General features: G+C 45.7%; 24 protein-coding genes and 1 tRNA gene. 19 read left to right on the top strand and 6 right to left on the bottom strand.

The window, feature by feature from the left end:
- Positions 1-136: 136 nt before the first annotated feature.
- Positions 137-1,966, top strand: a complete 1,830-nt coding sequence (locus NST47_RS27630; RefSeq protein ID WP_341157993.1) for a GGDEF domain-containing protein — start codon at positions 137-139, stop codon at positions 1,964-1,966.
- Here the strand turns inward: NST47_RS27630 and NST47_RS27625 are convergent.
- A complete protein-coding gene (locus tag NST47_RS27625) occupies positions 1,955-2,710 on the bottom strand; it encodes an HAD family hydrolase (protein ID WP_341157992.1) in 756 nt (251 codons plus the stop codon). The genes NST47_RS27630 and NST47_RS27625 overlap by 12 nt on opposite strands.
- 158 nt (positions 2,711-2,868) lie before the next feature.
- Here NST47_RS27625 and polA point away from each other — a divergent pair, with 158 nt between their 5' ends.
- From polA to NST47_RS27600, 5 genes are all read left to right on the top strand, one after another.
- Positions 2,869-5,535, top strand: a complete 2,667-nt coding sequence (gene polA / locus NST47_RS27620) for a DNA polymerase I (protein WP_341157991.1) — start codon at positions 2,869-2,871, stop codon at positions 5,533-5,535.
- A 24-nt stretch (positions 5,536-5,559) separates the two neighbouring features.
- The gene (gene mutM, locus NST47_RS27615) at positions 5,560-6,420 is read left to right on the top strand and encodes a DNA-formamidopyrimidine glycosylase (RefSeq protein WP_341157990.1); all 861 of its coding nucleotides are present in this window, start codon (positions 5,560-5,562) and stop codon (positions 6,418-6,420) included.
- Positions 6,421-6,481: 61 nt separating this feature from the next.
- Entirely contained in the window at positions 6,482-7,306 is an 825-nt protein-coding gene (locus NST47_RS27610; RefSeq protein ID WP_341157989.1) for a manganese efflux pump, read from the top strand.
- A 59-nt stretch (positions 7,307-7,365) separates the two neighbouring features.
- Positions 7,366-7,962, top strand: coding sequence for a dephospho-CoA kinase (gene coaE / locus NST47_RS27605; RefSeq protein ID WP_341157988.1), 597 nt, complete (start codon positions 7,366-7,368; stop codon positions 7,960-7,962).
- On the top strand, positions 7,959-8,576 hold the full coding sequence (locus NST47_RS27600) for a lytic transglycosylase domain-containing protein (protein WP_341157987.1): 618 nt from the start codon (positions 7,959-7,961) through the stop codon (positions 8,574-8,576). Before coaE ends, NST47_RS27600 begins: the two co-directional genes overlap by 4 nt.
- 41 nt (positions 8,577-8,617) lie before the next feature.
- On the opposite strand, the gene NST47_RS27595 is transcribed toward NST47_RS27600, so the two are convergent.
- Positions 8,618-8,842: an alpha/beta-type small acid-soluble spore protein gene (locus NST47_RS27595; RefSeq protein WP_076229044.1), complete on the bottom strand. Its 225-nt coding sequence runs from the start codon at positions 8,840-8,842 to the stop codon at positions 8,618-8,620.
- A 123-nt stretch (positions 8,843-8,965) separates the two neighbouring features.
- Between NST47_RS27595 and nrdR the strand changes: the two genes are divergently transcribed.
- Both nrdR and NST47_RS27585 read left to right on the top strand, forming a co-directional pair.
- Positions 8,966-9,442 (top strand): transcriptional regulator NrdR, encoded by a 477-nt coding sequence (gene nrdR, locus NST47_RS27590; RefSeq protein ID WP_076229045.1) that lies wholly within the window; start codon positions 8,966-8,968, stop codon positions 9,440-9,442.
- Between the two features lie 176 nt (positions 9,443-9,618).
- Positions 9,619-9,694 (top strand) — tRNA-Ala (locus NST47_RS27585).
- Between the two features lie 268 nt (positions 9,695-9,962).
- Here the strand turns inward: NST47_RS27585 and NST47_RS27580 are convergent.
- Positions 9,963-10,811, bottom strand: a complete 849-nt coding sequence (locus NST47_RS27580) for an Rpn family recombination-promoting nuclease/putative transposase (protein WP_341157986.1) — start codon at positions 10,809-10,811, stop codon at positions 9,963-9,965.
- A 190-nt stretch (positions 10,812-11,001) separates the two neighbouring features.
- Here NST47_RS27580 and NST47_RS27575 point away from each other — a divergent pair, with 190 nt between their 5' ends.
- Together NST47_RS27575 and NST47_RS27570 are read left to right on the top strand one after the other, a co-directional pair.
- Positions 11,002-11,553, top strand: a complete 552-nt coding sequence (locus NST47_RS27575; RefSeq protein ID WP_341157985.1) for a MarR family winged helix-turn-helix transcriptional regulator — start codon at positions 11,002-11,004, stop codon at positions 11,551-11,553.
- A 74-nt stretch (positions 11,554-11,627) separates the two neighbouring features.
- Positions 11,628-12,842 (top strand): MFS transporter, encoded by a 1,215-nt coding sequence (locus tag NST47_RS27570; RefSeq protein WP_341157984.1) that lies wholly within the window; start codon positions 11,628-11,630, stop codon positions 12,840-12,842.
- Positions 12,843-12,920: 78 nt separating this feature from the next.
- On the opposite strand, the gene NST47_RS27565 is transcribed toward NST47_RS27570, so the two are convergent.
- Both NST47_RS27565 and NST47_RS27560 read right to left on the bottom strand, forming a co-directional pair.
- Positions 12,921-13,859: a DsbA family oxidoreductase gene (locus NST47_RS27565; RefSeq protein ID WP_341159767.1), complete on the bottom strand. Its 939-nt coding sequence runs from the start codon at positions 13,857-13,859 to the stop codon at positions 12,921-12,923.
- A gap of 16 nt (positions 13,860-13,875) precedes the next feature.
- Positions 13,876-14,190: a winged helix-turn-helix transcriptional regulator gene (locus NST47_RS27560; RefSeq protein ID WP_076229279.1), complete on the bottom strand. Its 315-nt coding sequence runs from the start codon at positions 14,188-14,190 to the stop codon at positions 13,876-13,878.
- A gap of 294 nt (positions 14,191-14,484) precedes the next feature.
- On the opposite strand from NST47_RS27560, the gene NST47_RS27555 reads away from it, so the two are divergent.
- The 6 genes from NST47_RS27555 to NST47_RS27530 all read left to right on the top strand — a co-directional run bounded on the left by NST47_RS27555 (position 14,485) and on the right by NST47_RS27530 (position 19,073).
- A complete protein-coding gene (locus NST47_RS27555; RefSeq protein WP_341157983.1) occupies positions 14,485-15,378 on the top strand; it encodes a LysR family transcriptional regulator in 894 nt (297 codons plus the stop codon).
- 112 nt (positions 15,379-15,490) lie between these two features.
- Positions 15,491-16,669 (top strand): MFS transporter, encoded by a 1,179-nt coding sequence (locus NST47_RS27550; protein WP_341157982.1) that lies wholly within the window; start codon positions 15,491-15,493, stop codon positions 16,667-16,669.
- A 169-nt stretch (positions 16,670-16,838) separates the two neighbouring features.
- Positions 16,839-17,036, top strand: a complete 198-nt coding sequence (locus NST47_RS27545) for a DUF4177 domain-containing protein (protein ID WP_341157981.1) — start codon at positions 16,839-16,841, stop codon at positions 17,034-17,036.
- 18 nt (positions 17,037-17,054) lie between these two features.
- The gene (locus tag NST47_RS27540; RefSeq protein ID WP_341157980.1) at positions 17,055-17,306 is read left to right on the top strand and encodes a hypothetical protein; all 252 of its coding nucleotides are present in this window, start codon (positions 17,055-17,057) and stop codon (positions 17,304-17,306) included.
- Between the two features lie 64 nt (positions 17,307-17,370).
- On the top strand, positions 17,371-17,835 hold the full coding sequence (locus NST47_RS27535; protein WP_341157979.1) for a DUF1801 domain-containing protein: 465 nt from the start codon (positions 17,371-17,373) through the stop codon (positions 17,833-17,835).
- A 497-nt stretch (positions 17,836-18,332) separates the two neighbouring features.
- Positions 18,333-19,073, top strand: coding sequence for a class I SAM-dependent methyltransferase (locus NST47_RS27530; protein WP_341157978.1), 741 nt, complete (start codon positions 18,333-18,335; stop codon positions 19,071-19,073).
- A 46-nt stretch (positions 19,074-19,119) separates the two neighbouring features.
- On the opposite strand, the gene NST47_RS27525 is transcribed toward NST47_RS27530, so the two are convergent.
- Positions 19,120-19,854 (bottom strand): WecB/TagA/CpsF family glycosyltransferase, encoded by a 735-nt coding sequence (locus tag NST47_RS27525; RefSeq protein WP_341157977.1) that lies wholly within the window; start codon positions 19,852-19,854, stop codon positions 19,120-19,122.
- Positions 19,855-20,133: 279 nt separating this feature from the next.
- On the opposite strand from NST47_RS27525, the gene NST47_RS27520 reads away from it, so the two are divergent.
- The 3 genes from NST47_RS27520 to cysI all read left to right on the top strand — a co-directional run bounded on the left by NST47_RS27520 (position 20,134) and on the right by cysI (position 25,382).
- Positions 20,134-21,423: a Gfo/Idh/MocA family protein gene (locus NST47_RS27520; RefSeq protein ID WP_341157976.1), complete on the top strand. Its 1,290-nt coding sequence runs from the start codon at positions 20,134-20,136 to the stop codon at positions 21,421-21,423.
- A 341-nt stretch (positions 21,424-21,764) separates the two neighbouring features.
- Positions 21,765-23,621, top strand: coding sequence for an assimilatory sulfite reductase (NADPH) flavoprotein subunit (locus NST47_RS27515; RefSeq protein ID WP_341157975.1), 1,857 nt, complete (start codon positions 21,765-21,767; stop codon positions 23,619-23,621).
- A 36-nt stretch (positions 23,622-23,657) separates the two neighbouring features.
- Positions 23,658-25,382: an assimilatory sulfite reductase (NADPH) hemoprotein subunit gene (gene cysI, locus NST47_RS27510; protein ID WP_341157974.1), complete on the top strand. Its 1,725-nt coding sequence runs from the start codon at positions 23,658-23,660 to the stop codon at positions 25,380-25,382.
- Positions 25,383-25,862: the final 480 nt, after the last annotated feature.

Genomic DNA, 25,862 nt, shown 5'->3' with positions numbered 1-25,862 from the left:
ACGGCTCTTTTTTGCATATCCGCTGAACGAAGGTTTTACACAAATTTAACAAAACCCTGGTCATTTTTGACATAGGGATGAAGGTTGTCTGTTATAGTTATGGGTATATAGCAACTTACTCAAAGTAGGGATCAATATGGACACTCACCAGCTTGCGAATGCGCATTCGGATAATGATTTCCTCAAGGAGCAGTTTCGTAATATTTTGGAAGCCAAGCTCATTCATTCCGTTTATCAGCCTATTATTTCATTGAAGGATGGTACCGTTTTCGGCTACGAGGCGTTAACACGCGGTCCGGAGAGCAGTCCGTTCCATTCCCCGATGAAATTGTTTCCTTTTGCCGAGGAAGAAGGATTTTTATACACGTTGGAGAAATTGTCCAGGGAAATGGCGATCAAAGGAGCCTTCTTCTCACGCAACAATGAAATGCTGTTTATTAATATTTCTGCAGCTATTTTACAGGACCCGCATTTTGCTCCTGGTAAAACCCTTGAGCTGCTTCAGGCACGCGGCCTGCAGCCCGGCAACATCGTATTTGAAATTACGGAACGCAGCTCCATTGAGGATTTTACCACGACCAAACGTATACTCGACCATTATCGGAACCAAGGCTATCGTATTGCCATTGACGATGCGGGAGCCGGCTACTCCTCCTTACAGGCAATTGCAGAGCTGCAGCCGGATTTTATTAAAATCGACCGGTCTCTGGTACACCATATCCATCTTCATAAAAATAAAGAATACATTGTGGAAACATTCGTTTCGTTCGCTGACAAGCTGAATATCAGTTTGATCGCTGAAGGCATTGAATCGCAGGAAGAGCTGCAGCTGCTGACGCGTATGGGAATCCATTATGTTCAAGGTTTTTTGTTGGGCAGACCTGCGGCAGAGATTGCGGTAATTGATCCGAAGTGGATTGAATTAATTGTTCAGCACCGCAAAATCCGTGAAACAGGCGGCGGGACATTGACTATTGGTGATGTGATTGCACCGATTCAAATCTTCGACAGCAAAGCGCTTATATCCGAGGTTGCTAATTTTTTTAAAAGCAATGTCAAGGCACAGGGAGCTGTTATCGTATCTAATGACGAGCCTGTTGGCTTAATGATGCGGGAGCGTCTGTTTCAGAAGCTGGCAGGTCAGTATGGCTTTTCATTGTTCTGGAATCGCTCGATTGATCAAATGATGGACCCGAAGCCATTGATTGTAGACAAGGATACTCCGATTGAAACCGTTTCCCAGCTGGCGACCTCGCGGGATACGAATCTGTATGATTTTGTCATCATAACGAACCAGGGCAAGATGGCTGGCGCCTCTTCCATCCGGGCGATCCTGGAGTGCATCACAAATACCCGAATGGAAAATGCCAAGGTAGCAAGCCCGCTGACAGGGCTGCCGGGTAATATCCAGATTCAGCGTGAGCTGACCAGAAGGCTGATGGAGAAGAAGCCTTTCGCGGTTGTGTATGCAGACCTTGATTATTTTAAATGGTTTAATGACCGGTATGGATTTCAAAAGGGTGACCAGCTGATTCAGTTCACGGCAGATGTGCTCCAGCATGCCATCGTACTGTGCGGCAAGCCATTGGATTTTGTTGGTCATATCGGAGGCGACGATTTTATCATGATTACATCTACGGATGAGCCGGATCGGATGTGCAAGGAAATCATCCGCCGGTTCGACCAGAGCGTACCGTTATTTTATGAAGGCGATGACTGGACCTATGTGGAGGATCGGAAAGGAAATCGGATTGAAACGAGCGGATTGACGATTTCCTTGTCTTTGATAGTATGCGAAACCGAGACACCGATCAACCTTGAAGAGATTTCTCAATCCGCTGCAACCTTGAAAAAACTGTCCAAAGCAAGTATCGGAAGCGTGTATTGCAGTACGTACCTTGGTTTGGCTGAATGGACAGAAGCGGAACCAGGCAAAACAGATATGGAGTCTTATTTATTGGAATAGCTCGAGCAGCTGATTAATTTCCTGAATACAATAAATATTGCGTTTCCCGAGCTTTTGTCGGGAAATTTTTTTTGTGTTTTCCTGACTAGTCTGGAGCCAGATCACATCAAGTCCCGCCTTAACCGCACCGCAAACATCGTGTTTCCAGGAGTTGCCGACCATAACAGCCTGCCGCGGGGTTAGCTCCAGCGTCTGCAGAGCTGTTTTGAACAGAGAGCTTCCCGGTTTTTTCTCGGATAACTTATGAGCGGTAAATATTCGTTCTGACGGAAAAAAAGCGTGAAGCTGAAAGCGCTCGAGCAGATGCATGACCTCGTTATGGGGGCTGTTGCTAATAATCGCCAGCTTGAAATGCCGGGAAAGCTCGCGAAGCGTGTTTTCTACACCATGTACCAGAGCTTTGCCCTCCATGCGTCTCTGTCGCACGAGCCGAAAAAAATCCTTCGCGAATCCTTGATGAACCGGAATCTGCTGCTCCTGGATCGCTTGCTGGAGGCACTGCTCCTGAAGCTGATCAAACGATACAGACGGTCCCCTCGTTTTTTTGTTGAGCTGCCAGTTGGCTTGGTATCGATCCCATAGGTTATCCACCTCACCTTGATCCTGCTGTAAGCCGCGAGCGGCGTACTCACTGCAGACGGAGCGAAAGGCCTGCTCAAAGTGAATGCCTTGGTGAATTAACGTCTCATTCAGATCAAAACAAATCGCTTTTTTTCCTGGGATCTTGTAAACTTTCCCTGTCAATGGTATCTCCTCCGTTCAAGCTTACTGCACACCCTGATATCCTATGTTTATGCTCGAATGTCTGGCGTCACACCTATGTACTGGAATGTGGGATTAAGCTTTTTATATTGCGTTGTCCTATGCTATCATGGAGGTAGTATGGAAAATGAGGTGCTATAATGTCCAAATTGATCGTCATTGATGGCAACAGTATTGCGTACCGTGCTTTTTTTGCACTTCCACCGCTAAGTAATTCAAGTGGTTTGCACACGAATGCTGTTTTTGGTTTTACTACGATACTTTTGAAGCTAATGGAAGAACACAAGCCTACCCATTTCCTCGTTGCGTTTGATGCGGGTAAGGTGACGTTTCGACATTCGAATTATAAGGATTATAAAGGCGGCAGAGCCAAGACTCCACCCGAGCTGTCCGAGCAATTTCCGGTACTCAAGGATTTGATCCGGGCATTCGGCGTTTCCCAGTTTGAGCTGGAGGGCTATGAAGCGGATGATATTATCGGAACCTTGACGCGTATGGCAGATGAGCTTGGCAATATCGAGGTCATCGTCGTTAGCGGTGATAAGGATATGCTGCAGCTGGCTTCCGAGCATGTGAAGATTGCTTTGACACGAAAAGGGGTTAGTGATGTAGAGCTGTACGACCCACCCTATATTATGGAAAAATATGGATTGACCCCGAATCAGATCATTGATCTGAAGGGACTGATGGGCGATACGAGTGATAATATCCCAGGTATTCCGGGAGTTGGGGAGAAGACGGCATTAAAGCTGCTGCACGAGTACGGTTCAGTCGAGGGTGTGCTGGCCAATACGGATCAGTTGAAGGGCAAGATGAAGGAAAAGGTCATTGAGCACGCAGATGACGCGAGAATGAGCAAGGAGCTTGCAACCATCTTTCGCGAGGTTCCTATCGGTACGCCTTGGGACGAGCTGGCTTATAACGGGTATGAGAAGCAGGCCTTGGCAGAGATGTTCTACAAGCTGGAGTTCAAGTCTTTAATGGAAAAAATGGATCTGACCGGCGGAGATGTGAAGCTGGCAGATCAGCAGCCGCAGGCAGAGCTAGTGGCGATAGCTATCCAAAAGCTGGAGCAGCTTGCAGAGCTGACTGATGTGCTGGACAAGGTCGAATCGATGCATGTCGAGGTCATTGGTGACAATCCTCACGTCGGGTATGTGCTGGGACTCTCGTTTCATACGGATCAGGCCTGTTATTATGTGCCATTCGAGCTGTTGAAGGAGAATAGCTCTGAGGTGGATAAGCTCAAAGCGTGGCTGGAATCACCGGATAAGTCTGTCGCTGTGTATGACCAGCATCGTGCCGAGATTGCATTGTCGTGGCAGGGGATTGCACTTCGGGGGACTACATTCGATGTGTTGCTGGCGGCTTATTTACTCGACCCTACAGAATCAGCGCTTACCCTGCATGGACTGCTGGTCAAATACAGCCTGCCTTCGCTCAAAGCGGATGAGGACGTATTCGGCAAGGGGGCCAAGTTCAAGGTTCCGGCGATTGAAATCGTTACGGACCACCTGTGCCGTAAGGCTAACGCGATTCACACCCTTTTGATACTCATGAAGCAGGATCTACAGCAAAAAGATATGGATCAGCTGTTCTACGATCTGGAGCTGCCGCTTGCGAACGTCCTGGCTGCTATGGAGCAAAAAGGTATCCAGGTTGATGTTGAAGGGCTTAAGCAGTACGGTGTGGAGCTTGCTGCACAATTGGACAAGATCATGAAATCGATCTATGAAGCAGCTGGCGGCGAGTTCAACATCAATTCGACCAAGCAGCTTGGGGAGATTTTATTCGAGAAGCTGAATCTGCCTGCTTACAAAAAAACAAAAACCGGCTATTCGACGGATGCTGAGGTGCTGGAAAGGCTGGAGCCTTATCATCCGGTCATCAGCCATATTCTGAACTATAGGTCGCTTGCCAAGCTGCAATCCACCTATGTCGAAGGTTTGTTAAAGGAAATACGTCCGGAAACCGGTAAAGTGCATACGTATTACAGACAGACGATCGCTGCAACTGGCCGTCTAAGCTCACAATTTCCGAATTTGCAAAATATCCCGATCCGTTTGGAGGAGGGACGCAAAATCCGTAAGGTATTCGTCCCATCACAGCCTGGCTGGTCGATTCTGACCGCTGACTACTCGCAGATCGAGCTGCGTGTGCTTGCCCATATCTCACAGGATAAGAATCTGATGGAAGCTTTCCTGAACGATATGGATATTCATACGAAAACCGCGATGGATGTATTCGGTGTCCCTGAATCGGCTGTCGATTCCAATATGCGCAGACAAGCCAAGGCGGTTAATTTTGGGATCGTGTACGGAATCAGCGATTACGGTTTGTCGCAAAATTTGAATATTTCCCGTAAGGATGCCGCTTCGTTCATCGAGCAATATTTTGTCGTATTCCAAGGGGTACGCCGTTTTATGGATGATATCGTGCTGAAGGCCCGTAAGGATGGCTACGTGACCACCCTGCTGCAGCGCCGCCGGTATTTGCCGGAAATCTCTGCTTCCAACTTCAATTTGCGCTCCTTTGCTGAACGTACTGCGATGAATACTCCTATTCAGGGTACCGCGGCTGATGTCATCAAGCTGGCAATGGTCCAGATGGACGAGCGTATGAAGCGTGATGGGCTGGCTAGTCGTATGCTGCTGCAGGTACACGATGAATTGGTATTCGAGGTGCCTGAGAACGAGATCGAAGTGATGCGGACAACCGTAAAGGAAGTTATGGAGGGCGCACTCAAGCTGGACGTTCCGCTCAAAGTGGATGTGGACACAGGCTCCAATTGGTACGAAGCGAAATAATCATATAGGACAGGTGAGGACATCATGCCGGAATTGCCGGAGGTTGAAACCGTCAGACGAACATTAAACGAATTGGTCATCGGTAAACAGATCGATCATGTTAGTGTTCATTTGAATCGAATTATTATCAAGCCTGAAGAAGTCGGCGAGTTCTGCATACAGTTGGCTGGGCAAACGATTCTTAGCGTAGAACGAAGAGGCAAGTTTTTACGTTTTCTGCTGGATGATTACTCTCTTGTATCACACCTTCGTATGGAAGGCAGATACGGATTGTACGATAGCAGCGACCCTTTAGAGCTTCATACGCATGTCGTATTTCATTTTACGGACGGCAGTGAACTGCGCTACAAGGATGTGCGCCAGTTCGGGACGATGCATCTGTTTCCCAAGGGAAGGGAGCTTGAGGAGCAGCCGCTCAAAAAGCTCGGTCTGGAGCCTTTGGAAGAGGCATTCGATCTGGCTGCGTTTCGGGCAAGGATTGCCCATCGTTCCACGAAAATAAAGCCGCTGCTGCTCAATCAGGAATACATCGTCGGAATCGGGAATATATATGTGGATGAATCGCTGCATCTCGCTCGAATTCATCCTGAGCGTGAAGCCAATTCATTGACATCCAAGGAGCTTGCCGCTCTGCACGAAGCCATAGTGAAGACATTGAGTGAAGCTGTCGCCGCGGGCGGCTCATCGATCAAATCGTTTGTGAATGGACAAGGTGAGATCGGTATGTTCCAGCATCAATTCAAGATGTATGGGCGTAAGGGGGAAGCTTGCTATTCCTGCGGACAGCCCATTGAAAAAAGCGTTGTTGCTGGACGGGGTACCCATTATTGTCCACAATGTCAGCCTTTGAAGCCTGCAAGGGGCAAGAAGATAAAGCCTATATAAAAGCTGCACCCTCCATCCCTATCCGCCATATAGTAGGGTAAAATGGTCGGGAGGGAATGCCATGCTTCCTTTTATCTCCTTAATGCTGCTGGCTTTAGCGGTTAGCTTGGATGGCTTTGGCGTAGGTGTGACGTACGGCCTGCGTAAGATTCGGATGCCCTTGGTATCGATTGCTATCATTTCAGGTTGCTCCGGTATTATTATTTATACTTCGATGCAGATTGGTGTCTGGATTAGCTCGTATGTCGATCCGGTTTTTGCAAAAAGCATCGGTGGCATCATCCTGATCGGTATCGGCATGTGGGCATTATATCAGGTGTTGGGAAGTAAACAGGAATCAACAGAAGCAGTACCGGCAGCAATGCCTGCAACGACTCAACCCGCTGCAGTTGCAGAAGAACGCGATGAGGTTGTGTTGTTGGGTGCGAGTTATGGAGAACGTGCTGCTGTTGTAGATGAGACGGGTCATAAGACATCTGTGGTGCAAGACATGGAAACCTCCGCTGGAGTGGTGAACGATCCTCCAGACGTACAGCCAAGCGCCAAGGAAGTATTGTACATCGAGCTTAAACGCTTTGGTTTGGTCATTCAAATTTTGCGAACACCTTCTATGGCGGATATGGATCGATCTGGAAATATTTCTCCTTATGAAGCTTTTCTGCTCGGTATCGCTTTATCCTTGGATGCTTTTGGAGCCGGGATTGGCGCGGCCCTGATCGGCTTTACGCCATGGCTGACCTCAATGGTTATCGCTATGGCAAGCGGGGTGTTTTTGGCGGCAGGCTTGCGGGTTGGTTATAAATATGCCGATTTATCATGGATGCGAAGCTTATCTGTTTTTCCTGGCTTTGTATTGATTGTGATGGGAATTATGAAGCTGTTATAATAAGCAAATGCTTACGAAGTTAGTTTTGCTAAAGCAAAACTCGGAGGAGACTAGCCACCATGAACATAGGGTTAACCGGAGGCATCGCCTGCGGCAAAAGCACCGTTAGCAATATGCTGGTGCAGCGCGGCGCGATGCTGGTTGATGCCGATCGGATCGCGCGAGAAGTTGTAGAGCCTGGAATGCCGGCTCTTGATAAGATAGTGGACCGGTTTGGCAAGGAAATATTATTTCCTGACGGGACATTGAACCGCAAGAAACTGGGAGAAACGGTTTTCGGCAATGCGGAAGCATTAAAGGATCTGCAGAATTTACTGCACCCTTCGATCAGGGCATTAATGCGCGAGCGGATGGAGCAATATGAGAACTTATATCCGGACAAGCTGGTCGTTGCTGACATTCCTTTATTGTATGAATCGGGGCTGGAAGCAGAATATGAAGCCATTATGGTGGTGTACGTTCCCAGAGCCGTTCAGCTTGAACGATTAATGCTGCGCGACGGGATGACCCTGCAGGCAGCGGAGCAGAGATTGCAGGCACAGATGGATATTGAATTGAAAAAGGAAAGGGCTGACATTGTTATCGATAATCAGGGTGACTTGATCCTAACGGAAGGTCAGGTGGACAGGTTCCTCAGGGAAAGGGGGCTGTTATGAGCGTCAGCTTTTGGCGGAGAAAACGGGTATTCGCCCTGCTTTTTTTTACCTTTGTATGTTTTCTTTTTTTGACCAGCAGTTCAGTTAGCAAGATGTTATATCCGATTCGATATCAAACTGAAATTCAAAAAAATGCAGCAGCTTATCAGCTGGACCCGTTTCTGATTGCAGCTATCATTCGGGTAGAATCCAACTATCAGACCCATATTGAATCCAAAAAAGGGGCTTATGGCCTGATGCAGCTCATGCCGGATACATCGGATTGGATAGTCGATACAGCTCGCTTTTCACCTTCATATAAGAATGATCTACATAATCCTGCTGTAAGTATCCAAATGGGCTCATGGTACTTAAATTGGCTGCATAAGCAGTTCAAGGGAAATGCAGTGCTTGCGATAGCCGGCTATAATGCCGGACAAGGGAATGTCAGCCATTGGCTGAATGACGAGCAGTGGGACGGAACTCTGGAAAATGTTGCCTCCATACCCTACGGTGAAACAAGACATTACATTCAGCGGGTTTTGTATTATTATAATAAGTATCATAAGCTGTATGCAGAGGACTGGGGCATTCCGGCTGAAAAACAAAGAAGTATAGGACAAGCCACTAAGTAAAAGTGGCCTCCCATACTTCTTGTTCATCATCAAATCAGTTGTTATTTAAATTGACCAGCAAGCTGTTGTTCTGCGATTTGTACTAATCGGCGTGTAATGTGTCCACCGATTGCACCAGTGTCACGAGTAGCCATGTTACCGTAGTAACCGTCTTGAGGAATGGAGATACCCAATTCCTGAGCTACTTCGTATTTCAGTTGATCCAATGCTTGACCTGCTTGAGGTACTACAAGAACGTTGCTGCTACGAGATTGTCCTGCGCCCATGTGTGTTTCACCTCCTTGTAGTTGGTAAACCTATTATGTGCGTTTCTGCGAACTTCATTACAGGTATTCGTTGCCAATTACATCCTAGCTTTTAATTCCGTTTAACAAGAGGAGCGTTACCCGATGAAATGTCCTTATTGTGACTACCATGGTACCAAAGTGCTTGACTCCCGAGCCGCCAATGAAAATAAATCGATACGACGTCGCAGAGAATGCGAAAAATGCACAAAGCGCTTTACAACCTTCGAAATGATCGAGGAAACGCCGCTTATTGTGATCAAAAAGGATGGCAGTCGCGAAGAGTTCAGCCGTGAAAAGCTGTTGAGAGGCTTGATTCGGGCCTGTGAAAAGCGACCTGTATCGATTGAGCAGCTCGATATGATTGTATCCGAGGTGGAGAAGCAAATCCGCAATACCGCCCACGCGGAGGTCAATAGCCGCGATATTGGAGAGATCATGATGGAACAGCTCTATCCAGTCGATGAGGTCGCTTATATTCGATTTGCGTCCGTGTACCGTCAATTTAAAGATATTAATATGTTTATGAGAGAGCTCACCGAAATTTTGTCTAAAAATCATGTTGGTGACGATACTAAATAGATACAACCATAAGTTGAGAAAAGACTGTTGACAAGCGGAAAGTACCTATGGTATGATCATTTTTGTCGCCAAACGTACTGCGGTTTTAGATCATCCAGAAGCAAAAGCAGGTCATGGATTCTAACCCAAGTACGGACAAACATAATGACTTACCTTTTCCGGAGTATTATCAACTTGGGGTCATAGCTCAGCTGGGAGAGCGCTTCGCTGGCAGCGAAGAGGTCAGGGGTTCGATCCCCCTTGATTCCACCAAAACATGTAAACTCAAACGACAGAGATGTCGTTTTTTTTGTTTTGATTCCACGTGTGTCGACTTGCCAAATCCTTTGGGGCAAAAGTTACGGGGATATGCAGCTCCACAGTATAGATTTGGTGAAATGTTTGGGAGTCGATACTATCATTGATTACACGATCAAATGAAGTATTGAATCGATAACTAAAGTAAAAAATGATCGACTTACCCTTATTCATGGGGCAGGATGATCATTGTTAATGTTGAAAAGTGGACCGTTGATTGCAATTATTGAATAGGCTTTAGTGATTCAACTTCGGCTTCGGATAGTCCACTTGCTTTGACAATGACTGAAACTGCGATTCCCATCGAGAGCATATTTTTAGCAATCTCAATGGCTTTCTTTTGTTCTCCCTGAGCCATCCCTTTTTCAGTAGCCCATTCAATCATGGAAGCTTCGTCATGCAAATACTTCTGCCGTTCCTCATATAAGCGGCGAGCTTCCCGATCCTGGCTTAGAAACTCCAGCGTATCCATCGCCTTCTTCAATGTTGGTTCATTCATCTTCAGCACCTCCCAATTCGATTTGTCAGCACCCTTCAAAAACAACAACCAGTTGATTAACCCCCCTTCGACGGGAACAGATTGATCGTCCAGCTTGGACAGTTCCATAAAATGAATCTCAATATCGTCGCTCAGTTCAAGACCAGTATGATCTTCTTTCAGATGGAACACATTATGATAACGGTTGTTAGAAATAAACGAGTAGTTTAAGATATTAATGGTGACACATTTTTTCAGTTCCTTGTAAGTGTGCCCTTCCTGCAATTGGCTGGAGTAGCGCTTGCTCCAGTAATAAAGCGTACGCTTTTCGATATCGTATTTATTGAAAAGCTGCATCTCGATGTTGATCAATTTGTCCTCTATTGTCTTGGCCCATATGTCGAAAATGGACTGCTTATCGAGTGGGGCATCTTTATCGGTGTATGGATTCAGGAGAACGATCTCTGTCAGCGGGGACTCACCCGACTCGGCGAACGTTCGATTCAAAAAAGCGAGCAGCACATCTTTATTGTCCTCACTGCCAAAAATTCGTTTGAACACGAAATCATTCCGGGGGTCAAGCAAATTCGGCATCTGACCATCAACTCCATTTCTTTTTATTATACCATGGTTTGAGTACGCTTTTGTAGGTAGCTTGTGCTTTAAATAGATGGGCGTGAGAATCTGCTTGTTGCAATTACACTTGCATTATCGAGAAGAATAGGTTAAATTGATTCATAGTTAGTTAATCTAACTAATTTTTTTAGGAGGTGAGTGCGAACCCATGAGCAAAAAAAATAATAAGGAATATACATCTGAACAGCTGCCAAAGTTAGGATCCAAGCCTTATCTCAATCTGATGGACAAAACCGCTTCGAAGGACACGGACCGAAAATCGGCTTATATCGGCTTATTAATGCTTTGGCTTGGGGATAATATTTTGGATGTTATGGACTTGAATTTATCGCAATTTGGCATTACCGAGAGCAAATTTGACTTGCTGCTGCTGCTTACGCTGCATGAGGGTAGGGAGCTTGTCACGCCTTCCGCGCTTGCAGAGAGGTTAGGGATTAGGAGAGCTTCTGTAACGGCTTTGTTGGATTGGCTGGAAAAGAGAAATTGGATTGTTCGCGAGCCAAGTCCCATGGATCGTCGCATGATTCATGTGAGCATTACGCCTGAGGGCCGTGCTATGGTTGATCAAGTATTACCCGCTTTCTGGACTACATGCTCCTCGTTAATTACTGAGATGGATCCGAATGAACGAAAGGTATTCGAAAAGATAGTGATGAAGTTAAATGAGAGTATAGAGAAGCGGCTGGGGGTAGGGAGATAAATTTTTTTGGGTATATAGTTAGATAGTCTTACTATTTTCTTGTGATTGATAAAAGTATATAAAAGAGGTGCTGCATGTCACGATTCATTAAACCATCCGTTGGTTCCCCAAATTATTCAATTATGACAATTATTCTTTGTTGGTCTGGCATGGCGGTCATGTCAAGTCTGTATGTTACCTTGCCACTAATTTCGATGTTCGCTGATATTTTTAATATCACTCTCACTCAAGCTGCAGCGACAGGCAGTGTATTTTCGTTAGGATTTGCGATGGGGTGCCTGATTTATGGAGCGTTATCCGACAAGTATGGCCGCAAGAAAGTGATTTTTATCGGACTTATTGCTTTAACAATGATTTCTTTGCTGCTCGGTATGGTGGATAATTTCGCATGGGTCCTTGTACTTAGAGGATTGCAGGGCGCTGCCGCAGCTACGTTCTCGCCTGTTGCGCTTGCCTATGCCGTAGACATGTTCCCAACTGAAAGGAGGGTGACCACAATCGGTTTTATCAGCACCGGATTTCTGATAGCAGGAATCGTTGGTCAGGTTATCAGCAGTCTGATTAGTCAGCAATATGGTTGGAATGCCGTATTTTATCTGTTAACCATCGTCTATGCCGTGACTACACTTCTGGTACTACGTCTGTTGCCCAAAGATGAGGTTCATCAATCTTACGCCAGCATTTGGTCTCCGCTCAAGCAAATTGGAACCTTATTAACGCAAAAAAACCTTATTTTAAACTATATAGTTGCGTTGGTATTGTTGATGTCATTCGTCAGTATGTACACCGTTTTGGGTAGTTATTTGAGTGGTCCTGATTTTGGACTGAGTACAAATGAAATCCTTTTTGTTCGATCGATCGGTGTTGTGGGTATGCTAATATCTCCATTCGCTGGTAAATTGGCTAAACGGTTTGGAGTTCGCAACGTGTTGCGCGGTGGACTTTGCATAGCTATTGCAGGTCTGGCCTCCTTAGGGCTGTTCCCCAGCTTGCCTCTTGTGATTGGCATGAGTTTGATATTTGTGGCTGGAATTGCGTTGGCTGTCCCGTCTCTGGTTTCACTTATTAGTCAATTGGGCGGCAAATCGCGGGGGATTGCCGTATCGGTTTATACGTTTATCCTGTTTACTGGAACAAGTCTGGGTCCGATTGTATCGATTTATTTAATGAAATGGAGCAGCTACTTGGTTACATTTTTATTGCTGGCGCTCGTTCTTGGTGTCGGTTTGCTGGCAGCTTGTTTTGCTCACAGAGATAAACCGGAAGATACGAATGCTGATCAGAAATAGATCAGGGCAAGGCACGTAGGCTGCGTGTAACCTTGGGTTGTCCCAAAAAAACTCCATTTAAACAAACAACCGATCCTGCTAGGATCGGCTGTTTGCTCTGAAGCTGCCTTCTATATAGTGTTCACCCAGTATTTCGTGGAGTGTGTACGCTTCGGGCAGAAGGTGTTTTTGCAGAAAGGAGTCAAATTGATTGCGCTCAAGATCATACATAATCTCAATCTCTTTTGCGAACAAACAAGTTTCTTTTTCAAGAAGCTGGGCAAGCTTTGGCAACGGTTTGACTTGAAGTGTTTCTGTCGGCAGTACTTGTTCGAGTCCTTTTACATAGTATTCCAGTTGGCGTGCACCGACGATTTTGACGCCTTGATTACTCCCGTTGGTCATAATGATCGTGGGGAACCCGCGTACGCCGAGCGATCTGGCAAGGTCAAAGTCCTGCTCTAACAATTGCTGGGCGGCCGGAAGCTCTGCATGATCCACGATTGTTTCCCCATCAAGACCCATTTGATTTACGATATCAATCAGCACCAGGTTTTCCCCGATGTTCTGATTATGTGCAAAAACAGCTTCTTTTGCCCGGCGCAGAAAAACTGTAGCCAGGTGCTCATTTTGTTGTTGGATCACTTTAAACACTCGGGAAGGAGGATATGAAGAAAGGATTGGATTATGAAGCCATAATGAGCCGTCAATCGGCATACGGGAATGTGCGCCAACTTCTTTCCAGTGACCGGCTACATCGGCTGGACTGCCAATGCCATTCTTGACGTCAGCAAATCCATCCCAACCTTCCAATAAACCACCCATCACCGTATGGAAATTGACATAATGTCCGTATTGCTCCCCAAAACGCCGTAATACGGGCTCAAGCGCCCAGCAATGGGAGCAGATCGGGTCAGTGATATAGTAGAGGTCAACCTTTTTCTTGGACGGCTTAAGATCAATAAATGGTATGGACTCTTCATCTGCAGTACCGCATACGCCTGTTTCTAAATCGCAAATCATCTTATTGTTAGGGATTAGAATCGCCTCTTCCTTACAGATTCTTATATTCTTGTGCCCATTTCTGGACGGATTGTAGTGCAGTTGTGAGAGATCGTCCTTTTTCCGTTAATTCATAAGAAATGATCACATTGGAGCCTGTCGTTACTTTTTTCTCGATTAAGGCATGCTCAACAAGCTCAGTCAATTTCAATGAAAGTGCTCTTGGAGTAATATCAGCAAGATCCCTTTTAATTTCAGAAAAATGTGCCGCTCCATTCGGACAAAGGGAAAGGTAATGTATGATTAGGCCGTTCCATCTCTTACCCAATATCTGAAACGAGTATTCTAAATACGGACAAATGTCGATAACAATCACCACCTTGGTATATATAGTATACTAGATATAATTAGTATATTTCAAGAGTAATGGAAGGAAACAAGCAGATTTGAAGAAAAATCAGTGAACCTTCTTGGACAGGAAATGGCTAAGTCTGCAGCAAAGATGAGCATTCATTCTACCGTTGCGGTCCAAAAGTCAGCAATCTTAACAGTATAATAAAGAAGCCTGGGTACAAGCGCTTCAATGAAATCGATGAATCCTGTACAATTGAATGGCGCGAAGTATGATGTTAACTAATAACAGAAAGATCAGGTGTTGAGAGTGGATTTACTTCAGCTTAAGTATTTTCAAACTGTAGCCAAATATGAGCATTTATCCAGAGCAGCGGAGGAATTAAGAATTGCTCAGCCATCCCTGAGCCAAACGATTTCACGTCTGGAAAAGAGCCTGGGATATCAATTGTTTACGCGCAATGGGCGAAAAATTGAATTAAATGAATGCGGCAAAGCCTATCTTCGAAGAATCGAAAATGTTTTTATGGAGTTAAATGAAGGGCTTAGGGAAATGGAAGAGATTAGCCGGAAAAACAATGAGAAAATCGCAATCGCAGTAACCATTCCAAGCATCCTGCCGGATTTAATAGTCGGATTCAAAAACTTGTATCCTCAGGTCAGATTCAGACAGTATCAGTCATCGTCAGCACTGATGAGCAAGCAGCTGGAAAGTGCTGAGATTGATTTGGGAATTTCAACGGTGGAGCTGATCAGTGAGAATTTGCAATGGATTCCGCTGTTAAGGGAAGAAGTATTGCTGACGGTTCCACCAGGGCATCGTTTGGCGGATCGCACAAGCATCAGACTAGATGAAGTGAAATCCGAGCCATTCATAGCTATGCCAGCCGGTCACGGGTTCAGAGACATCACTGAGGATTTTTGCAGGGAAGCCGGCTTCACACCCTTTACCGCGTTTGAAGGGGACGAGGCAGGCATTACGCAGAAATTAGTGGCCAGAGGACTCGGAGTCGCTTTTTATCCATCGATTACATCCTTTAACTCCGCTTCTTCAGATACTGTCAAATTGCGGATTGAAGAGCCTTCTTGTTTCAGAACCATCGGGCTATTATTGAATAAGAAGCATTACCTTACCTCCACCGTGCACAATTTTATCGATTTTGTTATTGACCATTTTGAACAAATCAAAATCACTCATCCATGACTCACGTTTCATATAGTTCTAAACCTATGAATATATACAACTAAATGTATTTATTATTATAAGTGGGATTCGTTATAATTTAGCTTATCATGAGTAAAGAGAGATGAGCTGATTGAATAGCAACCGGATCTGGACCAAAGATTTTATGGTTATATGTATAAGCAGTTTTTTTATTTTTCTAAATTTCTATATGCTTGCTGCCGCGCTGCCGTTATTCGTGAAAGAGGTACTGAATGGCAGCAAGCAGCAAATGGGATTGGTCATTACTCTATGGTCTCTTGGCTGCGTACTGATGCGCCTGTTCTCAGGGAGATGGGTTGATCGCTTCGGCATGAAAAAGCTGTCTGTAATATCATTATCCGTTTTCGTAACGGCATCTTTTGTGTACTTTGGGGTATCCGGTATTTTATTATTATTGGTCATTCGTGCCATTCATGGCGGAAGCTTTGGAGTCGCGGCTACTTCGACGAGCGCATTGGCGACAGATATTATTCCGGAATCCCGCAAAGGAGAAGGCATTGGTTATTTTAGCATGTTCATGAGCATCGCCATGGTTGTTGGTCCGGCACTTGGGATCATGTTATGGAATCAATTCGACAGTGAAGCTGTATTGTTCACCATCAGCGCGGGTATTTCGTGTTTGGCTCTGATATTCACTATGCTTGTCAAAAAGGATACTAAGCGCCAATCCATTCCGCAGGCAGCAGAAAAAATGTCATGGCGGAATCTGATCGAGAAAAAAGCGCTGCCGATCGCGTTTTCGGGAATGGTACTTGCGTTCTCCTACAGCTCCTTAACTTCTTTCATTACAGCCTATAGTATAGAACTCCATCAAGACAATGCGGCAGGGCTGTTTTTTATCGTATTTGCCGTGATGATCATTATTTCCAGACCGCTTGTTGGTAAAATATTTGACAGGTACGGTGGGAACTATCTGACTTATCCGGGTGTTCTTTGCTTCGCGATAGGTATGCTGATACTGAGTCAAGCCGATTCGAGCTTTGTGCTGCTGCTTGCCGGTGCTATCATTGGACTGGGTCATGGAGCTTTGGTTCCCTCCTTTCAGACACTCGCCATCCAATCGGTTTCCAGTGAGCGGCGCGGTGCTGCTACGGCAACGTTCTTTTTATTGTTTGATTTTGGTTATGGGCTGGGTTCGTTTATTCTTGGTCTGATTGCTGGCGCTGCGAACTACCGCATCATGTTTCTTGTTGCATGTGTTGTCGTGCTGTTATCGGCTTTCATTTATTACTTCATGGTTCACCGTCGAACCGCTCGTATGGCCAATTAACTGGAAGACATGTCTACTATTAAAGCGACAGAAATGTCGTTTTTTTTTGTTGTATATGAATGGGAAGAAGCCACGCGGCTGGTGTGATCATATACTAATTTGGTCAACATTGGTATGATAAATGAAAGGGTAGGCAGAATGTATTTGAAATGAAAGGACGATAACTACGATGGAACAATGGGAATATCAAACGCTCAAATTTTTTACAAAAGGTTTTTTCACAGGGGGAAAGCTGGATTTGGATGAATTTGATAGCGAACTGAATCTCATGGGTTCCCAGGGTTGGGAGCTAATTTCTTGCTTTGATACAAGCCAACACCAAGGCTCTTCCAAAGAAGTTATTTGCGTATTTAAAAGAAAAAAGTGAAAGTTCGTGAATTTGATTTTGAAATCAATTGGGGATCAAATTATCTTGAATTTAAGGGGAAGCTACGGAATGGAAGAAGAAGAATTGGCAAGAGAAGAGCTGAGGGTCCGATTAATTGAGGCTGAACTTGCTTTAAAAGAAGCTGAGGAAGCCTATGCGCTGTATGTCCAACAAATCGATCATTACAAGAGGACTATACGAAAGCAAAAGGTTGTGATTCTAGGAATCAAATCGAGTCTGGCCCATCATTTGCATGGAGGCATCAATTAGGGCAGTGTCATAGTGGGTATATTAGTATGAGTACTCATGAGATTGTGAGGAGCTGACCGATACAATGAAGTTCGAGGGAAATAGTCCAGAAGCCTATATCAGCCAACTACCTGAAGACAGGAAGCAAGCGATGGACAAGCTGAGAAATACGATCAAGGAGAATCTTCCAACAGGCTTTCAAGAAACCATATCCTATGGAATGATTGGTTATGTCGTACCCCATAGTATGTATCCGTCTGGGTATCATGTTAATCCTGAGGAGCCTCTACCCTTTATAAGTATAGCTTCCCAGAAGAACTATGTGGCGCTTTATCATATGGGAATTTATATATTTCCAGAGGTTTTAGCCTGGTTACAGCAGGAATATCCCAAGCATGTTCATACAAAGCTTGATATGGGAAAGTCATGCATACGTTTTAAGAAGATGGAGAGCATTCCTTATGACTTGATAGCAAAGCTGTGCAAGAAGATAACCTTAGAGGATTACCTCAGGAAGTATGAGAATGAAGTGAAACCAATAACAAAGTAATACATTGGCATGAGTGTGACGGTTGCTTTCATTTATGCGAAAAGAATAATAGGCGGGAAAACAATTTATGTTTTCTTCGTCTTTTTTTGGATCTTGGAATAAATAGAGGACCCTCTTCAGGCTTGTCGGAAACATCCTTGGATAGTAACAACGTCAATTCTTCATTGGTTATTCCTTGATTATTCATCTGTACACACCCTTTGAAGTAGTCTCGATTAGCTTATCATATTATTGAATAAAATAATGTATCAGATATCACGTTTTGATCGAAAGACACACTTATCGTCACGAAGGAGCTTAAATGATTGAAATGGGAGCTTTCCATAATTAGTGTGCCTTTTGTAAACGGATTTAAACATAAGCCTATCAACATGCACAGCAGATTTGTACAATATCGTTAATAACGAATTAATCCGTTGTATGATCGGAAATCATATACTACACTTTACATATTCGAATACAAGGGAGCGATGCAGTATGAAAAGAGGTATAAGAAATTGAGCGCTAATAACTGGGAAGCTTTTTTTGATACGCATGCTCCTTTTTATATGAATAATGGTTTTACTAAAAATACGGCTGCCGAAGTTGATTTTGTTCTTGACGAATTGCAACTTCCCTTTGGTAGCTTCATTCTCGATGTGGGGTGTGGGACAGGAAGACATTCCATTGAGCTTGCACAGCGTGGGTATCAGGTTACAGGTATAGATATATCGTCCGGTATGCTGGAAGAAGCTATGACAGCAGCCAAAGCAGCAAAGGTTCATGTCGAGTGGATTCATCGTGATGCAGTAAAATTCACCAGAAGCGAATCTTATGACGCTGCAATTTGTCTGTGTGAAGGTGCCTTTGGTTTAGTGGGTCAAGATGATGATCCCCTTGAGCATGATATGGCAATCCTCAGCAATGTGAGTCATGCGCTTAAACCGAAGGCTCGCTTTATTTTGACCACTTTAAATGCCTATTCAAAAATTAGGAAATTTACTCAAGAAGAGGTCGAACAAGGTATTTTTAATCCGGTAACGATGATTGAGCAAAGCGTCGTTGAATGGGATTTGCCGGAGGGAAAGAAGAACATACAGATGAAGGAACGCAGATATTTTCCAACAGAGCTTCAACAGATGTTTGACAACGCAGGATTTCACGTTGATAGCATCTGGGGTGGTACAGCAGGACGATGGGGGAAAAGAAAGATCAACCTCGATGAAGTGGAGATTATGGTAGTGGCGACCAAAAAATAATACAAAAACAGGGATTGCCGATGTTCAGGCGATCCCTGTTTTCACACTAATGCTCTCTAAACAATAGCGCCTTTATGGCAAAACGAGGCAAAATCAGCTGTCTTCGCCACCTCGACGGTTGTTTAATTAACCGATACAACCATTCTGCATGTAATTTCTGCCATACCTCGGGTGCCCGTTTGACCTTACCTGCAATAACATCAAGACTGCCTCCGACACCGATAGCGATTTTGGCATTCAGCTTTGATTTATATTTATGAATCCATCGTTCAGCGTATGGAGCCCCAAGTGCTACGATTAAGAAGTCAGGTGCCAAGGACTGAATTTCTTGAACAATCCTTGCATCATCCTCCTGTTTAAAAAAACCGTGGTGCCTGCCCAGTATGGATACATTCGGATAGGTTTGACTAATCACTTCCGCTGCTCTTTTACTTGTTGCATCGTCTGCGCCGAGAAAGTAGAACGACCATTTTTTGTGATTTCCAGCCTCCAGCAGCTTGAAGAGCAGGTCACATCCGGTAACCCTTTCTGGAAGATGCCCACCTTTCAAGCGGGAAACCATGACGATGCCAATACCGTCAGCCGTAACGAGACCGGCCTCATCAACAATGGAACGCAGCGATTGATCGTGTTGGCAGGACATTACGATTTCCGGGTTCCCTGTAACGACATGGAAAAGCTCTGATTTATGTTGATCGATGACCTCGTCAAGTACTTGTACGGTTTGGTCCATTGTCATTTTGGGAAAAGGAATGCCCATGATTGTGGCGACATTATCCATTGAAGAAACTCCACCTTCGTTTCAGATATCCCTATATATTAACACGATTTAAGCTAAGGGGCTACACTGCTGTCCAAGAAGCATACGAATGAATCTGCCAATGCGCAACGGGTTCACGATGACAACAAACAGTAGAAAAAGGTGAAATTAGGGACTGGTTACTTTTCGAATTCACGATATAATCAAGGTGATACGGAGATTGCCATATCAGCTCGTCACATAATGTCAGACTTGTCATGAATCCGTTTGAATGCTGAAGATGGTAGAGGAGGAGTCAAAATGAGTTCAAATGCAAGCAAGCCTGTAAGCGTAATCATTGTAGGTGCGGGACAACGCAGTCTCGTCTATGCATCCTACGCAGAACGTTATCCCGACCAATTACAGATTGAAGGTGTAGTGGAGCCGGACCCGGAGCGCAGACAATTGGCTGCGGAGCGTTTTGGAATTTCTGCTCACAACACGTTTGCCTCCGTAGAGGAATTGTTAGGCCATGCTCAACTGGCGGACGCAGTGATTAATGGTACGATGGACGAGCTTCATGTCACAACAACCCTGCCCTTGCTTGGACACGGGTATCATGTGCTGCTGGAAAAGCCGATTGGTGTGACGGAGGAGGAGACGCTGGAGCTGGAAGCTGCTGCGCTCAAATATAACCGGATTGTGATGATATGCCATGTGCTTCGTTATGCGCCTTTTTACAAGAAAGTGAAGCAGTTGGTGTCTGACGGCGAAATCGGCGAAATCTTGACGATGCATACCTCGGAGCATGTGAGCTATCATCATATGGCGGTATCCTTTGTCCGCGGCAAATGGAGCTCCGAAGCCCAATGCGGGTCCTCGATGCTGATGGCCAAATGCTGCCATGATCTGGATTTGGTGTCCTGGCTGATGGGGGAGGCCCGGCCTCAACAAGTAAGCAGCTTCGGCAGTCGTATGCAATTCCGACCGGAGAAAGCACCTGTGGGAGCTGGCAGCCGCTGTCTGACCGATTGCAGCATTGAAGAATCCTGTATGTACTCAGCGCGTAAGCATTATTTGAATATGGAGCGCTGGGGCTTTTATGTGTGGAATAACTATCACCTGGGTATGCGGATGAGTGAGGAGGATAAGCTGGAATCGTTGCGTACGGATAATCCTTACGGCCGCTGTGTATGGCATTGCGATAACGATGTTGTAGACCACCAGTCTGTCATTATTGAATTTGATAATTTGGCAACAGCATCCCACAATATGGTAGGTACCGCTTCAAGATCTTGTCGCATCCTGCATATCATCGGTACGCATGGGGAGATTCAAGGGGTTCTTGAGGACGGCTATTTCTATTTGCGTCAGCCAGACCCGGTTAAAGGGCGGGAATACAAGGAGCACAAGATTGCCGTCGATGTAGCTGATGACAGTCATGGCGGGGGTGATCTACTATTAGTGGAGGATTTCGTGCGTGCGTTGGGCGGAGAACAGCCCTCTATCTCCTCCACTACACTTGAACAATCGGTAGATGGTCACCGGATCGGCTTTGCAGCGGAACGATCCAGACGTCTTAACCAACTGGTAACACTCGAATTGAAATAGAGCTCTTTAAGTGGGATTTGCCTTCTGCGATTGGACCGCCCGGGGTGACAGCCCGAGCGGTTTTTCTATGATACAGCTGTTTTTACAGTTCATATTGCGAAAAGACTATATCATTTTTTCTAATGAAAACTATCATTTTTAATAATGAAATGGGGTAAATCAGGGCAAATCACCCCGATTTCTATGTCTTTTTGTTTAAAATGGATATTAATGTAATAAAATCATTTATCAGGATGAAATGTCTCCGTTGATCGTTTTGTTGTAATATGTTAGGTTAGTATTTGATGAAATGTCAATTTGGATAGAAAAAAAGATTTTATGTTTATGAGAGGTGGATATTGTTGCAACTTCAGGTAACGAACAGTCCTTTTAATCAGGAGCAAGTTGAGCTTCTTAATCGCCTTCTGCCAACCTTAACAGATTCACAGCAGGTATGGATCAGCGGGTATTTGTCCGCCCTACAAAGAACGGCAGCATCGGCACCGATCGTCGCTGATCAGCAAGCAAGTGCGGTCGCAGTTGTGGAAGCACTTCCTACAGTCAGTCAACCTGTTATTTCCCGTGAAGTGACGATTCTTTTTGGTTCCCAAACCGGTAATTGTCAGCGTCTGGCTGGCAGCTTGTCCCGTAAGCTCGAAGAGCAAGGGTTTCAGGTAACCTTGTCTTCCATGAACAACTTCAAATCGAATGGCTTGAAGAAGGTTGAGAATTTGTTGGTACTGGTAAGTACCCATGGTGAAGGTGAGCCGCCGGATAACGCCCGGTCCTTCCACGAATTCCTTTATAGCAAAAGAGCCCCTCAATTAGAAAACCTGCGTTTTTCCGTGCTTGCCTTGGGAGATACTTCATATGAGTTTTTCTGCCAAACCGGCAAGGATTTCGATACTCGTCTGGAGGAGCTTGGCGGTCAACGATTGACTCCGCGCGTTGATTGTGATCTGGATTATGACGAACCGGTAGCAGAATGGTTTGAGCATGTTCTAAGTTCTTTAAGTGGAAGCCAACATACATCTGCAGCGGCATCGAATGCTGCCCAAGTATCGGTTAGCACCATCGGGCAAGAGCAGTCTGAATATTCCCGTACGAACCCTTTTAAAGCCGAGGTTCTGGAAAATTTGAATCTGAATGGCCGCGGCTCGGATCGGGAAACCCGTCATCTTGAGCTGTCGCTTGAGGGCTCCAATTTGCAGTTTGAGCCTGGCGATTGCGTAGGGATTTATCCGGAAAATCACCCGGAATTAGTAGATTCACTGATTAAGGCTATGAACTGGAATCCTGAGGAGTCCGTTCCGGTGAACAAGAAGGGTGAAGAGCATCCTTTACGCGAAGCGCTGCTGTATCATCTTGAAATTACGGTATTGACAAAGCCATTATTGGAGCAGGCTGCGCAGTTGTTCTCCAACCCTAAGCTGAGCGAGCTGTTGGCGCCAGGACATGAGCAGGAGCTTAAGGCGTATCTGGACGGTCGCGATTTGCTGGATTTGGTTGAGGATTTCTCACCGGGTCAAGTTTCGGCTCGCAGCTTTACAGCTATTTTGCGGAAATTACCCGCACGTCTCTATTCGATTGCCAGCAGCCTTAAGGCTAACCCGGATGAGGTGCATGTTACAATCAGGGCAGTTCGTTATGAAGCCCATGGTCGGGAACGGTATGGCGTATGCTCCGTTCATTGTGCAGAGCGTTTAGAGAATGGCAGCACCTTGCCCATTTATATTCAGCATAATCCGAATTTCAAGCTTCCAACGAACCCGGATGTCCCTGTTATTATGATTGGGCCAGGTACGGGAGTCGCTCCATTCCGGTCTTTTCTGGAGGAACGCGAGGAGCTTGGTGCACAAGGAAAAACGTGGCTGTTCTACGGCGATCGGCATTTTGTTACCGACTTTCTGTATCAGACCGATTGGCAGCGTATGCTTAAAGAGGGCGTGCTGACACGTCTGGATGTTGCGTTTTCTCGCGATACGGAAGAAAAGGTCTACGTACAGCATCGTTTGCTCGAAAAAAGTAGCGAGGTTTTCGGATGGCTTCAAGAAGGTGCACATATCTATGTTTGCGGTGACGAGAAGCATATGGCACATGACGTCCATGCTGCGTTGGTCACTATCCTCCAGCAGGAAGGCAACATGAGTCCTGAAGAAGCTGTCGCTTATCTCGACGATTTGCAGCAGCAGCAGCGTTACCAGCGCGACGTGTATTAATAGAAGATGGATTGAGTGCGAGAGGAGATAGCAACTATGGCGAATGATCAATTGGTGAAGCCTGTAGGCGGACCGCCAAGCGAAGTTGAGCATATTAAGAGCGAGAGCAATTACCTGCGTGGAGCGCTCGTAGAAACGATAGGAAACCCGATAACCGGCGGTTTGCCCGAGGATGATAATCGGCTGTTAAAATTTCATGGGAGCTACATGCAGGATGATAGAGACTTGCGTAACGAGCGTGAAAAGCAGAAGCTGGAGCCTTCTTACCAGTTCATGCTGCGCGTAGTGGCGCCAGGCGGCGTAGCTACACCAACCCAATGGCTGACTATGGACAGTTTGGCTCAAAAATATGGTAATGGAACGCTGCGCGTAACAACACGTCAAGCTTTTCAAATGCATGGGGTTCTCAAATGGAACTTGAAAAAGACGATTCGCACCATTAACGACACGCTGATGACTACATTAGCTGCCTGTGGTGATGTAAACCGTAATGTAATGAGCAATCCGAATCCTTACCAATCTGAGGTTCATGCTGAGGTTTACGATTGGGCACGCAAGATTAGCGATCACTTGTCCCCGCGGACACCGGCTTATCACGAAATATGGCTGGATGGCGAAAAGGTTCTCGACAGCACAGAAGGCCAGGCAGAAGTAGAGCCGATTTATGGTCCGGTGTACTTGCCGCGTAAATTTAAAATCGGTATGGCCGTTCCACCTTCCAATGACGTAGATGTGTTTTCTCAGGATCTGGGCTACATTGCCGTTGTTGAAAATGGAAAGCTGCTTGGGTTTAACGTTACGGTTGGCGGCGGAATGGGCATGACTCATGGCGATACAAGCACTTACCCGCAACTGGGTCGTGTTATTGGCTTCTGCACACCGGAGCAAGTGATTGATGTAGCAGAGAAGACGGTTACGATCCAGCGCGATTACGGAAACCGTTCTGTCCGCAAAAATGCTCGTTTCAAATACACGATCGACCGCCATGGTCTGGAGTGGTTTGTAACCGAGCTGCATAACAGATTAGGCTGGCAGCTGGAAGCTGCGCGTGCGTATCATTTTGATCATAACGGCGACCGCTATGGTTGGGTGAAGGGCAGCAACGGCAGATGGAACTTGACGCTTTACGTTCAAAGTGGACGGATTCAAGACCAAGAGGGCTACCTTCTGATGACGGCACTGCGCGAAATCGCCAAGATTCATACAGGTGACTTCCGGTTGACACCAAATCAGAACGTGATCATTGCCAACGTAACGACGCCGAAGAAGCGTAAAGTCATGGAGCTTGTCGAGCAGTATGGACTGTCTGATGGTGCTCACCAATCTGCATTGCGCAGAAGCTCCTTGTCCTGTGTGGCCTTGCCAACCTGTGGGCTGGCCATGGCTGAGGCCGAACGTTACTTGCCAGTCTTGATGGGTAAGCTGGAGCTGATCCTTGATGAAGTTGGTTTGCGCGAGGAAGAGATTGTGATTCGGATGACGGGCTGCCCTAACGGGTGCGCAAGACCTGGATTGGGTGAAATCTCGTTTATTGGTAAGGCGCCAGGCAAATATAATATGTATATGGGTGCTGGTTTTACCGGAGACAGGCTGAACAAGCTGTATCGGGAAAATATCGGTGAGACTGAAATTCTGGATACACTCAAGCCTATTTTCCATCGATATGCGAAAGAACGGACGCAAGGCGAGCATTTTGGAGATTTTGTTATCCGTACCGGCTATGTAAAAGCAGTCACTTCAGGATTGAATTTTCACGACTAATTGGCTTTAATTTAAACCATATATCAAGAAGACCAGAGACATTCGGCTCTGGTCTTTTAAACATATTTACATATTAAAGTTTTAAAAGTCCGGTGGGTAAGGAGCGGAGTGGTCAAATAATCCTGGAGAAGCGCAGCGGTCGCCTTTGTTTCCGTATTTGTACAGCTAAATGTCTTATAGGTTCAGAAAAATACAGAAACAACAGCGATTGGAAGGATATTTGACCGCGCAGCAGAAACTTTTTCATCGGACTTTGAAGTAAGCTGCACCAAGCTCAGAGTAGAACAAGAGAGGGAACGACTGTGGGGTGGAGAAGCGGCAGCGTCCGCCTTTGAAGCTCGTGTTCCAACCGCTGCAAGCCTAAATTCATGGAACACGGGCTTCGACAGCGGTCGGAATCCCATAGTCGCTTCCCTCCCCACGCACCAAAGTAAATCGCACATTAATGACGCCTTAAGGTGTGTATTTGACAATTTACGA

It is taken from the genome of Paenibacillus sp. FSL H8-0034 (assembly GCF_038000305.1).
GTDB lineage: Bacteria > Bacillota > Bacilli > Paenibacillales > NBRC-103111 > Paenibacillus_S.
The sequence above is the reverse complement of the archived record's forward strand: the minus strand, read 5'-3'. Positions and strand labels throughout refer to the sequence as shown.

Coding starts and splice junctions, on each gene's coding strand:
- NST47_RS27595 (WP_076229044.1), bottom strand. CDS start 8,842: ATGGGCGCAGGACAATCTCGTAGCAGCAACGTTCTTGTAGTACCTCAA.
- NST47_RS27535 (WP_341157979.1), top strand. CDS start 17,371: ATGAAGTTCGAGGGAAATAGTCCAGAAGCCTATATCAGCCAACTACCT.
- NST47_RS27575 (WP_341157985.1), top strand. CDS start 11,002: ATGAGCAAAAAAAATAATAAGGAATATACATCTGAACAGCTGCCAAAG.
- NST47_RS27630 (WP_341157993.1), top strand. CDS start 137: ATGGACACTCACCAGCTTGCGAATGCGCATTCGGATAATGATTTCCTC.
- polA (WP_341157991.1), top strand. CDS start 2,869: ATGTCCAAATTGATCGTCATTGATGGCAACAGTATTGCGTACCGTGCT.
- NST47_RS27610 (WP_341157989.1), top strand. CDS start 6,482: ATGCTTCCTTTTATCTCCTTAATGCTGCTGGCTTTAGCGGTTAGCTTG.
- NST47_RS27600 (WP_341157987.1), top strand. CDS start 7,959: ATGAGCGTCAGCTTTTGGCGGAGAAAACGGGTATTCGCCCTGCTTTTT.
- cysI (WP_341157974.1), top strand. CDS start 23,658: ATGGCGAATGATCAATTGGTGAAGCCTGTAGGCGGACCGCCAAGCGAA.
- NST47_RS27525 (WP_341157977.1), bottom strand. CDS start 19,854: ATGGATAATGTCGCCACAATCATGGGCATTCCTTTTCCCAAAATGACA.
- mutM (WP_341157990.1), top strand. CDS start 5,560: ATGCCGGAATTGCCGGAGGTTGAAACCGTCAGACGAACATTAAACGAA.
- NST47_RS27520 (WP_341157976.1), top strand. CDS start 20,134: ATGAGTTCAAATGCAAGCAAGCCTGTAAGCGTAATCATTGTAGGTGCG.
- NST47_RS27545 (WP_341157981.1), top strand. CDS start 16,839: ATGGAACAATGGGAATATCAAACGCTCAAATTTTTTACAAAAGGTTTT.
- nrdR (WP_076229045.1), top strand. CDS start 8,966: ATGAAATGTCCTTATTGTGACTACCATGGTACCAAAGTGCTTGACTCC.
- NST47_RS27570 (WP_341157984.1), top strand. CDS start 11,628: ATGTCACGATTCATTAAACCATCCGTTGGTTCCCCAAATTATTCAATT.
- NST47_RS27580 (WP_341157986.1), bottom strand. CDS start 10,811: ATGCCGAATTTGCTTGACCCCCGGAATGATTTCGTGTTCAAACGAATT.
- coaE (WP_341157988.1), top strand. CDS start 7,366: ATGAACATAGGGTTAACCGGAGGCATCGCCTGCGGCAAAAGCACCGTT.